The 9,599-nt window shown below is 51.0% G+C and carries 10 protein-coding genes; 1 reads left to right on the top strand and 9 read right to left on the bottom strand.

The features are described 5' to 3' along the window. Nucleotides 1–230 precede the first annotated feature (230 nt). On the top strand, nt 231–671 hold the full coding sequence (locus ACTNDI_RS12970; protein ID WP_441101391.1) for a MerR family transcriptional regulator: 441 nt from the start codon (nt 231–233) through the stop codon (nt 669–671). Between the two features lie 468 nt (nt 672–1,139). On the opposite strand, the gene rpsI is transcribed toward ACTNDI_RS12970, so the two are convergent. The 9 genes from rpsI to lon form a co-directional block, all read right to left on the bottom strand. Further along, nucleotides 1,140–1,532, bottom strand: coding sequence for a 30S ribosomal protein S9 (gene rpsI / locus ACTNDI_RS12965; protein WP_441101390.1), 393 nt, complete (start codon nt 1,530–1,532; stop codon nt 1,140–1,142). A 19-nt stretch (nt 1,533–1,551) separates the two neighbouring features. After that, complete coding sequence (rplM, locus tag ACTNDI_RS12960) at nt 1,552–1,980, bottom strand: 50S ribosomal protein L13 (protein ID WP_441101389.1); 429 nt, start codon at nt 1,978–1,980, stop codon at nt 1,552–1,554. Between the two features lie 289 nt (nt 1,981–2,269). Then, nucleotides 2,270–3,121: a mechanosensitive ion channel family protein gene (locus ACTNDI_RS12955; RefSeq protein WP_441101388.1), complete on the bottom strand. Its 852-nt coding sequence runs from the start codon at nt 3,119–3,121 to the stop codon at nt 2,270–2,272. Nucleotides 3,122–3,198: 77 nt separating this feature from the next. Beyond that, nucleotides 3,199–3,996 carry a tRNA pseudouridine(38-40) synthase TruA gene (truA, locus tag ACTNDI_RS12950; RefSeq protein WP_441101387.1) on the bottom strand — a complete coding sequence of 266 codons (798 nt, stop codon included), beginning with the start codon at nt 3,994–3,996 and terminating at the stop codon, nt 3,199–3,201. 98 nt (nt 3,997–4,094) lie between these two features. Further along, nucleotides 4,095–4,898 (bottom strand): energy-coupling factor transporter transmembrane component T family protein, encoded by an 804-nt coding sequence (locus tag ACTNDI_RS12945; protein ID WP_441101386.1) that lies wholly within the window; start codon nt 4,896–4,898, stop codon nt 4,095–4,097. After that, complete coding sequence (locus ACTNDI_RS12940; protein WP_441101385.1) at nt 4,899–5,750, bottom strand: energy-coupling factor transporter ATPase; 852 nt, start codon at nt 5,748–5,750, stop codon at nt 4,899–4,901. Further along, nucleotides 5,735–6,643, bottom strand: a complete 909-nt coding sequence (locus ACTNDI_RS12935) for an energy-coupling factor transporter ATPase (RefSeq protein WP_441101384.1) — start codon at nt 6,641–6,643, stop codon at nt 5,735–5,737. The genes ACTNDI_RS12940 and ACTNDI_RS12935 overlap by 16 nt, the downstream gene beginning before the upstream one ends. Continuing rightward, entirely contained in the window at nt 6,640–7,236 is a 597-nt protein-coding gene (gene yihA / locus ACTNDI_RS12930; RefSeq protein ID WP_441101383.1) for a ribosome biogenesis GTP-binding protein YihA/YsxC, read from the bottom strand. The genes ACTNDI_RS12935 and yihA overlap by 4 nt, the downstream gene beginning before the upstream one ends. 26 nt (nt 7,237–7,262) lie before the next feature. Further along, nucleotides 7,263–9,581 carry an endopeptidase La gene (gene lon / locus ACTNDI_RS12925; RefSeq protein WP_441101382.1) on the bottom strand — a complete coding sequence of 773 codons (2,319 nt, stop codon included), beginning with the start codon at nt 9,579–9,581 and terminating at the stop codon, nt 7,263–7,265. Nucleotides 9,582–9,599: the final 18 nt, after the last annotated feature.

Below are 9,599 nucleotides of genomic sequence, written 5' to 3'. Positions count from 1 at the left end.
TTCTTATAAGCTATGTCCTCCGATCTGATAGATTATAGAAAGTAATATTCTACCATAATCGGGACATTTTCATTTGTGGTACATCAGGACTTTATCATTTATGGCTTATAACCTTTTTATTCATCGCAGAACACTCCTTGCATTTTGATATTCTCTGTAGTATTCTCATGGTAGCGCCTAAACCTAACTTTAGGTCAAGATAATTTTTGAAAATTTTCGGAGGAAAATTTATGTATTCAATTGGACAGGTGGCAGAGATGTTCGGATTGCCTATTTCAACGCTGCGCTATTATGACAAGCAGGGACTTTTTCCGAACATGGAACGAGTATCCGGCATCCGCAAATTCAGTGACACGGAGATTGAAGCACTCCGGGTCATTGAATGTCTGAAAAAAGCCGGCATGGAAATCAAGGACATCCGGCAATTCATGGATTGGTGTGTAGAAGGGCCGTCCACCTATCCACAGCGCAAGGCCATGTTTGAGGAGCGGAAAGCCCACATGGAAGCAGAGATTGCGCACATGAACCGGGTATTGGATATGCTGAAATTCAAGTGCTGGTATTATGAGCAGGCGATCCAGGACGGCAGTGAGGACAGACTAAAGGCACTGATTCCCGACCACTTGCCGGAGGAAATCCAAAAAGTATATGAAAACGCTCATAGCTGTTAGAACAAAAAAGCGAGTCCGCAGTGACGAGCAGGCCGCAGCGCAGCTGCGGTAATCAAAAAGGCTCCCCGCCTTGACAGCAGAGAGCCTTGATAACAGATTCCGCGGGGAGCCTGTTTGATGATCTCTTTGAGAACTGTACGAGCGACCAGAAGATGTGCCTGTGGCACATCTTCCGCGAGTACCTGCGAGTCCGCAGTGACGAGCAGGCCGCAGCACAGCTGCGGTAATTAAAAAGACTCCCCGCCTTGACAGCAGAGAGCCTTAATAACAGATTCCGCGGGGAGTCTGTTTGATGATCTCTTTGAGAACTGTACGAGCGGCCAGAAGATGTGCCTGTGGCACATCTTCCGCGAGTACCTGCGAGTCCACAGTGACGAGCAGGCCGCAGCGCAGCTGCGGTAATCAAAAAGACTCCCCGCCTTGACAGCAGAGAGCCTTGATAACAGATTCCGCGGGGAGTCTGTTTGATTATCGTTTAGAGAACTGCGGAGCGCGACGAGCCTTCTTGAGACCGTACTTCTTACGCTCTTTCATACGAGGATCACGAGTAAGATAACCCTCCGCCTTCAGCGTCGGTTTGTTCTCGGCGTCAACCTGAAGCAGCGCACGAGAGATACCATGACGGATCGCGCCGGCCTGACCGGTAAAACCACCGCCATGTACATTAACCAGTACATCGAACTTGTCTGTGTTGTCCGTAGCAACGAGCGGCTGACGAACGATTGTCTTCAGAGTCTCAAGTCCGAAATAATCATCGATATCTCTTTTATTTACAGTAATCTTGCCGGTACCCGGTACAAGGTAAACTCTGGCAATAGATTTTTTTCTTCTTCCGGTTCCATAATACTTTTCGTTAGCCATTTGTCTTTACCTCCCTTAGTTAGAATGTGAGCACTTCCGGTTTCTGAGCTGCATGAGGATGCTCAGCACCTGCGTATACGTGAAGCTTTGTCATCATTTCTCTTCCGAGAGGTCCCTTCGGGAGCATTCCCTTAACAGCGAACTCAATAACTCTCTCCGGATGCTTTGCAAGCATCTCCTTCAGAGTTGTCTCCTTCAGACTTCCAACATAATCAGAATGTCTGTAGTAGATCTTCTGCTCCAGCTTTTTGCCGGTTACTTTGATCTTCTCTGCATTAATAACGATTACATAATCTCCGGTGTCTACGTTCGGAGTGAACTCCGGCTTGTTCTTTCCTCTGAGAACAGAAGCGACCTCAGAAGCAAGACGTCCGAGAACCATTCCGGAAGCATCAACGACATACCATTTCTTCTCTAACTTATCCGGATTAGCCATATATGTTTTCATGGTAACAACCTCCTGCATGAATGAACTACAGCGCACAGCGCGGCTGTAAGATTCGTTATTTAAATGATAGCTTGATGCAATCTCCACTGTCCGTATGGTCATGCACCGGAACATCCGACCTTAGGCTTTCGATCATAATGGATGCTCTGTATGTCGCGTTTCAAAATGTCACATGACGTGTTTGGGAGACACGGCAGGCACACTCGTCCCGCGTCACACTGAACTAGTTTATAATACTGAAAAACTTCTGTCAAGTACTTTCTTATATTAATTCTGCCTGTCTCTTATATTAATTCTGCGGATCTGTGGCAAGGTTTGTGGCAGCGTTTATGGCAGGGTTTGTGGTAGGTGTGGTGTCTATGGTGACCGTATTATACGGAATCACAATCTCCGCTTTTTCAAATTCACTTACGATCCTCTCCCGCACATTGCTGCACGCAAGATAACTCTCCATAATATCCTTGGTGTACACGGCAAACTTCAGCAGCATGCCATTTGCCGTAAGCGAACTGACAAGCACAGAGGTTTTTTCCGCCTCCACAACCAGCGGCTCTGTTTTCAGGATTTCCATGATAACAGCTCTTGCCTTCTCGATATCCGTCGCGTAATCGACCTCTACTTCCACAAAGGTTGCGACCGTATCCGGGTTGCTCATATTGACGATGACGGCACCGTCCACCACACTGTTCGGAATGATACACATCTGTCCGTCCGCCTGCTCGATCACGACATGCCTCACGGTCATATCACGGACAATTCCCTCTGCAATTACCGTCCCTGCACTCTTGATCTGAATCTTCTGTCCGATATCACAGGGCTTGGAGGAGGAAAGAGAAAAACCGGAAATCACATTGCCAAGCGTCTGCTGTGCCGCAAAGGTCGCAACCGCAATGAGCAATGCGCTGCTCTGCAGCACCGTCGTACTGATTTCCTTGGCGATTTCAAAAGAACCCAGCGCGGAGTACACGCCGACAATGGTAATCCCCGCGGTGAGAATACTTTGCAGAAATTTATTATAGAGGCTCTGTTTCTGTGTTCGCTTATTCAGCCCCCTGAAGAAACGGCGGACAAAATATACCGTCAAAAAGGTTATGCTAAGGATCACCGCGGTCCTGAGCAGAAGTGCCAAGTCAGAATTCATTTTTTATTCCCTGCCTCCACTATCGCACAATTCTTATCTCAGCCTATACCGTACATTTACCCGGGCATCATGGGCTGTCAGATTTTCTCCGCCGTAGCTTTCTGCTTCCTGTTGAAAAAATCCGGCTCCCACTCCGGATATTTAATTTCCATAAGCGTCAGGCCTCTTGCGGGCGCCGTCGGTCCTGCTGCACTACGGTCCCTGCTTTCAAGAATTCCCTTTAGTTCCTCCGGCTCAGTCCTTCCTTTACCGATCTCAACGAGAGTTCCCGCCAGTATCCGGACCATATTGTACAGAAAGCCGTTTCCGCAGATCCGGAACCGAATCAGATCCTCCTCGCGGATGACCCTGGCAGAATAGATTGTGCGGACCGTGCTCCGGTCCGGATTGGTCTCGCCGGACGCCTGGAAGCTCCGGAAGTCGTGCTCCCCTATGAGATACCGGGCAGCTCTGTCCATGCGCTCCGCATCCAGCGGAACATATAGGAAGCAGGTGTCGTTCCGTCTCGTCGGATCCGGAAAACGGCGATTCAGAATCTTGTATTCGTAGGTCTTTACTGTGGATGTGAAGCGGGGGTGAAATTCCGGCGATACTTCCCGGGAACCCTGGATTTTGATGTCATCCGGCAGTCTCGTATTCAGCGCGTAGGAATACTTGTCCCCCGGCATCCGGGCAGACGTGTCAAAGACCGCAACGTTTCCCCTGGCATGCACCCCAGCGTCGGTGCGGCTCGCGCCGATGGTATGTATCTGCTCCCCTGTAATCTCCGAGAGAGCCGCGTTTAGCACCTGCTGTACGGCAATCCCGTTCGGCTGCACCTGCCACCCGCAGTAATTGGTTCCGTCATATGCGACGGTCAGCATCACACGTTTCATGTTTTCTACCAATATCTCCGTTCCCGCTTATGATCTCTGGATCCTCATCCCGGCCTGCGGCTGACCGTTTTCAGCGCGATCTCCAATCCAGCCTTCTGTCACCAGTGCAGCACTGCCCGCAGCACAATTGCCGCCGCGAGATATGCGAAAAGAACCGCATATGCCGCATAATCCCGGGACTGGTAAACAAGCGGACGCATCTGGGTACGCCCGTCCCCTCCGTGATAGCATCTGGCTTCCATCGCAAGTGCCAGATCATTTGCTCTGCGGAAAGCAGATACAAACAGCGGAACCAGAATCGGAACCATCGCCTTTACCCTCTGGATGACATTTCCGCTCTCGAAATCCGCCCCGCGCGCCATCTGTGCTTTTTTAATTTTGTCGGTTTCTTCCATCAGAATCGGGATAAAGCGAAGCGCAATCGACATCATCATCGCAATCTCATGCACCGGCACATGCACCTTCCGCAGCGGACGAAACAGCGATTCCATCGCGTCGGTCAGCTTGTTCGGCGTTGTCGTAAGCGTCATGATGGAGCAGCCGATAATCAGATACACAAGACGGATGCCCATCTTTGCGGCTGTGCTGATACCCTCCCTTGTAATATGGAGGATACCGAACTGCCAGATCACCGTCCCCTGCGTGAGAAAGAGATTCAGCACCATCGTAAAGATCAGCAGGACCCAGATTGCCTTCAGTCCCCTGACCATGAAGCTGAAGGGTACCTTTGACAGATGGATCACTGCAAACAGGAAGACTGTTCCGAGAACGTAGCCCCATGTGTGAAAAACAAACAGAGATATGATATAGATAAGTGTTCCGACAAACTTTACTCTCGGGTCCAATTTATGAATCAGCGAGTCCGCCGGGTAATACTGGCCTATGGTAATATCTTTAAGCATTTATTTTCTCCCAAGCGCATGAAGGATGCTTTCTTCCGCTTCCTCGATTGTTGTGGCGTGAACATCAACATCAAGTCCCTTTTCTTTAAGCGCATGCATGATATAAGTCATCTGCGGCGCAGCGAGTCCCATTTTTTCCAGCTCTTTGTAATGAGAAAAGACCTCTCTGGGCGGCGCGTCAAATGCCTTCTCCCCGTGGTTCATGACAATCAGCTGATCGACGTATTCCGCGACATCTTCCATGCTGTGTGAAACCAGAACAACGGTGATACCCCTCTTCTTCTGCAGTCCTGCGACCGTATTGAGGATCTCATCACGTCCCATAGGGTCCAGACCTGCGGTCGGCTCATCGAGAACCAGAACGTCCGGGTTCATCGCGAGCACTCCCGCGATTGCCACTCTTCTCTTCTGTCCGCCGGAAAGTTCGAAGGGCGATTTCCGGAAGAGAGATTCATCCACACCGACCTGATGCAGTGCTTCCTCTGCGCGCTTCATACGTTCCTCTTCGGAAAGGCCCTGATTTTTAGGGCCGAAGCACACGTCGGTAATGACATCCGTCTCAAACAGCTGATACTCCGGATACTGGAAGACGAGTCCGACATGAAACCTGAGATTTCTGCGGTCATACTTCTCGCCCCAGATGTCTTCGTTGTTAAAATAAACATGGCCGGAGGTCGGACGCATCAGCCCGTTCAGATGCTGAATCAGTGTCGATTTTCCGCTTCCGGTATGTCCGATGATCCCGATAAAATGTCCGTCCGGGAGCTCGAGCGAAACGTCCTTGAGCGCATGCATCTCATACGCGGTTCCCGGGCTGTATGTATAAGTCACATGATCTAATCTGATTGACATGTTCTTTCCCCCTGCCCTTTCCCGTCGGAAGCTGTCTCTCCATCACGGATTTTCATGATGGCATTAACGAATTCATCGATGCTCAGAATGCCTTCGGGGATATCGAGCCCTTTCAGGCGAAGCGCATGCGCGAGCTGTGTGACGTGCGGGACATCCAGACGCAGCTTGTGAAGCTCATCCACCCGTGAAAAAATCTCCCGGGGCGTTCCCTGCATTACAAGCCTTCCCTCATCCATGACAAATACATTGTCCGCATAGATAACCTCTTCCATGTAATGTGTGATCAGAATCACGGTGACTCCTTCACTCTTGTTCAGATCACGCACGGCCTGAATGACCTCATGGCGGCCATTCGGATCCAGCATTGCCGTCGGTTCGTCCATGATGATGCATTTCGGCTTCATCGCCATAACGCCCGCAATCGCCACTCTCTGCTTCTGGCCTCCGGAGAGCTTATTCGGCGAATGACTCCGGTAAGCTATCATCCCTGTTTTTCGAAGCGAATCGTCCACCCGTTTCCAGATCTCATCCGTCGGAACGCCCAGGTTTTCCGGGCCGAATCCCACGTCCTCCTCCACGACAGAGGAAACGATCTGATTGTCCGGGTTTTGAAAAACCATGCCGGCTCTCTGCCGGATGTCCCACACCTCATCATCAGCGTGGGTGTCCATCTGATCCACCCACATCGTCCCTCCCGTAGGGATAAGCAGCGCGTTCATATGCTTCGCCAGCGTAGATTTTCCACTGCCGTTATGGCCGAGAATCGCGATGAACTGTCCCTCTCTGATCTTCAGATTCACATCCTTGACCGCGTGGGTGATCTCCGGTTTTTCCCCGTCCTCTCCGTATTCAAGATAGTCGTAATTCAGATTATCCGCTTTAATGATGCTCATGATTCCGAAACTCCTGTCAATTCCCCGATGTAATCAAGAATTTCCTCTCTTCCCTGCTTTGTGACGGCAGAAAAAGCAAACAGTTTTTCATCTTCCCGCATTCCGAGTCCATCGCGAACCGCCTTGATCTGCTTCTGAACCTGGCTTCTTTTGAGCTTATCCAGCTTGGTCGCAATGATCACGGGCTCGTATCCGCGGGACAGAATCCACTCAAACATCTGCTTGTCGTTTGCCGACGGATCATGGCGGATATCAATGAGCAGGAACACGGCCTTCAGCTGATCGGATATTTTCAGATATCTCTCGATCATCCGCCCCCAGGACTGTCTGACATTGACAGACGCGGTTGTATAACCATATCCCGGGAGATCCACGAAGTAGAAGCTGTTGTTGACGTGATAGTAATTGATAGTCTGTGTCTTTCCCGGCTGAGAGCTGGTTCTCGCCAATGCCTTCCGGTTCAGCAGTCCATTGATCAGAGATGATTTTCCGACGTTTGACTTCCCCGCGAATGCGATTTCCGGCTGTGTATTCACGGGAAACTTACTTGTGACACCGCACACTGTTTCAAGCTCGGCGTTCTTTATGACCATATCTTCTCCCTTCCATATCTGCCGGATTACGCGATCAGCGCATGCCCCAGAACCTCTTCCATCCGGCTGACATAGATAATCTCCAGGCCTTCCGTGATCTCCGCATCCATTTCCATTACATCCGGCTTGTTCTCCGCCGGCACAAGCACTGTACGGATGCCGGCCTTTTTGGCCGCAAGAAGCTTTTCCTTCAGTCCCCCGATCGGCAGCACCCTTCCACGAAGCGTGATTTCTCCGGTCATCGCCAGATCTGCGCGGACCGGTCTCTTAGTAATTGCCGAAAGCATGGCGGTCGCCATCGTGATCCCGGCGGACGGTCCGTCCTTCGGCACAGCTCCCTCCGGTATGTGGATATGGATATCATTTCCCGTGAAAAAATCATCCGGAATCTGATATTTTGACGAGACTGACCGGATATAGCTGATCCCCGTCCGTGCGGATTCCTTCATGACATCCCCGAGCTGCCCCGTGAGAAGGAATTCCCCTTTACCGGGCATGACATTCACCTCGATCTCAAGTGTATCTCCGCCGACACTCGTCCACGCAAGGCCGCGGACAATTCCGATCTCCGGTTTGGGATTCGCCATATTCACGGTGAACTTACCCCTTCCAAGAAAATCCTCAAGGTTCTCTTTTGTAACCGTGACGGATTTTACATCATCTTCCTGGATCCTGAGTGCCGTCTTGCGGCAGATATGACCGATCTGTCGTTCCAGGGAACGCACTCCCGCCTCCTTTGTGTACCTGGATATGATTTCATCCAGCGCCTCATCCTCAATCACAAGCTGGCCCTTCTTCAGGCCATTGGCTTCAATCTGCTTCGGTATGAGATGCTCCCGTGCGATATGCTTTTTCTCATTTTCCGTATAGCTGTTGATCTCGATAAGCTCCATGCGGTCGAGAAGCGGCCTCGGAATCGTCTGGACATCGTTCGCCGTTGCAATGAAAAGAACCTGCGAAAGATCGATGGGCACCTCCACATAATGGTCGGAAAAATGGCTGTTCTCCTCCGGATCAAGCACTTCCAGGAGTGCGGAAGCGATATCCCCCTTGTAGTCGCTGCTTGTCTTGTCGATCTCATCCAGAAGCATCAGAGGATTTTTCACGCCGGCATGGTGGAGTCCCTCCGCGATTCTTCCCGGCATTGCTCCGATGTAGGTTCTTCTATGTCCGCGGATCTCCGCCTCATCTCTGACTCCTCCCAGACTGATCCGCACAAAAACCTTATTCAGCGCCTTTGCAATAGACTTCGCGATAGATGTCTTTCCGGTTCCGGGAGGTCCGACCAGACAAAGGATCGGAGCGTCCGCCTTTTTTGTGACAAGACGGACAGCCAGATATTCCAGTATCCGCTCTTTGACTTTCTCGAGGCCGTAATGATCCTGCTCCAGAATCTGTCTTGCCTTCTTCAGGTCACGGTTGTCCCGGGACATTTTGTTCCACGGAAGGCCGAGCAGCGTCTCGATGTATCCCCGGATCACTCCTCCCTCCGAAGGATTGCCGGCTGTATTCTCAAAGCGGCGGATTTCATTGCGGAGAGTGTCCTTCACCTCCTTCGGTGCCTTCAGCTCCTCGCACTGACGCTTAAATTTTGCAATCTCTGTCTGGGTATTGTCATCTCCGAGTTCTTCCCGGATTTCTTTCAGCTGTTCCCGGAGCACATACTCTCTCTGGTTCTTATCGAGTCTCTGCTTTACCTTTTCCTGCAGCTCATACCGAATCCTTTCAACCGATGCCTCACGGGCAAGTGTTTCACAGAGTACATCATAGCGTTCCTGCAGCCCGATAGCGTTGAGCAGCCGCTGCTGCTTCTCCGACGGGACCGGCAGATTGATGCTGATCTGGTCCACCAGCTTTTCAAGCTGATCAATATCCAGGATTCTGATCAGCAGCTCCCTCGAAAGGTTTCTTCCTCCCGCGGAATAGATGCTGACAAGTTCTTTCAGATTCCGGATCATCGCCTCCCGGCGGTCATCATCAATTGCCGGTGTGCTGTCGTCCGCAAATACGGATATCCTCGAGCGGAGAAACTTATCGGTAGACTCAAAATCGAGCAGCTCCGCCCGGTCAATGCCCTCCACGGTGACTTGTATCATGTCGCGCGGAAGCCGCGCAATCTTTCTAATCTCGGAAACCGTCCCGATCCGGTAAAGATCATCAAGCGTCGGTTCCGCCACCTCAAGCTTTCTCTGAGTCACCAGAAAAAGCCGGTTATCCTCCGCCATCGCTTCTTCAATGGCATGTATGCTTTTTTCACGATTTACATCAAAATGCACTACCATGCCCGGAAGGACGGTTACACCCCTCAGAGCAACGGTCGGGAGCACATATTCTGTATCATTCATCTGCGCGTGTGATTCCTT

The organism is Bilifractor sp. HCP3S3_D3 (assembly GCF_052063915.1).
In the GTDB taxonomy this organism is placed as follows: domain Bacteria; phylum Bacillota; class Clostridia; order Lachnospirales; family Lachnospiraceae; genus Bilifractor.
Note: the sequence above shows the minus strand (reverse complement) of the source record. Positions and strands in the feature narration are given on the sequence as shown.

Excerpts from the sequence above, each read along its gene's own strand:
- rpsI (WP_441101390.1), bottom strand. The coding sequence starts at position 1,532 with ATGGCTAACGAAAAGTATTATGGAACCGGAAGAAGAAAAAAATCTATT.
- lon (WP_441101382.1), bottom strand. The coding sequence starts at position 9,581 with ATGAATGATACAGAATATGTGCTCCCGACCGTTGCTCTGAGGGGTGTA.
- truA (WP_441101387.1), bottom strand. The coding sequence starts at position 3,996 with ATGAAACGTGTGATGCTGACCGTCGCATATGACGGAACCAATTACTGC.
- ACTNDI_RS12940 (WP_441101385.1), bottom strand. The coding sequence starts at position 5,750 with ATGTCAATCAGATTAGATCATGTGACTTATACATACAGCCCGGGAACC.
- yihA (WP_441101383.1), bottom strand. The coding sequence starts at position 7,236 with ATGGTCATAAAGAACGCCGAGCTTGAAACAGTGTGCGGTGTCACAAGT.
- ACTNDI_RS12945 (WP_441101386.1), bottom strand. The coding sequence starts at position 4,898 with ATGCTTAAAGATATTACCATAGGCCAGTATTACCCGGCGGACTCGCTG.
- ACTNDI_RS12970 (WP_441101391.1), top strand. The coding sequence starts at position 231 with ATGTATTCAATTGGACAGGTGGCAGAGATGTTCGGATTGCCTATTTCA.
- ACTNDI_RS12955 (WP_441101388.1), bottom strand. The coding sequence starts at position 3,121 with ATGAATTCTGACTTGGCACTTCTGCTCAGGACCGCGGTGATCCTTAGC.
- ACTNDI_RS12935 (WP_441101384.1), bottom strand. The coding sequence starts at position 6,643 with ATGAGCATCATTAAAGCGGATAATCTGAATTACGACTATCTTGAATAC.
- rplM (WP_441101389.1), bottom strand. The coding sequence starts at position 1,980 with ATGAAAACATATATGGCTAATCCGGATAAGTTAGAGAAGAAATGGTAT.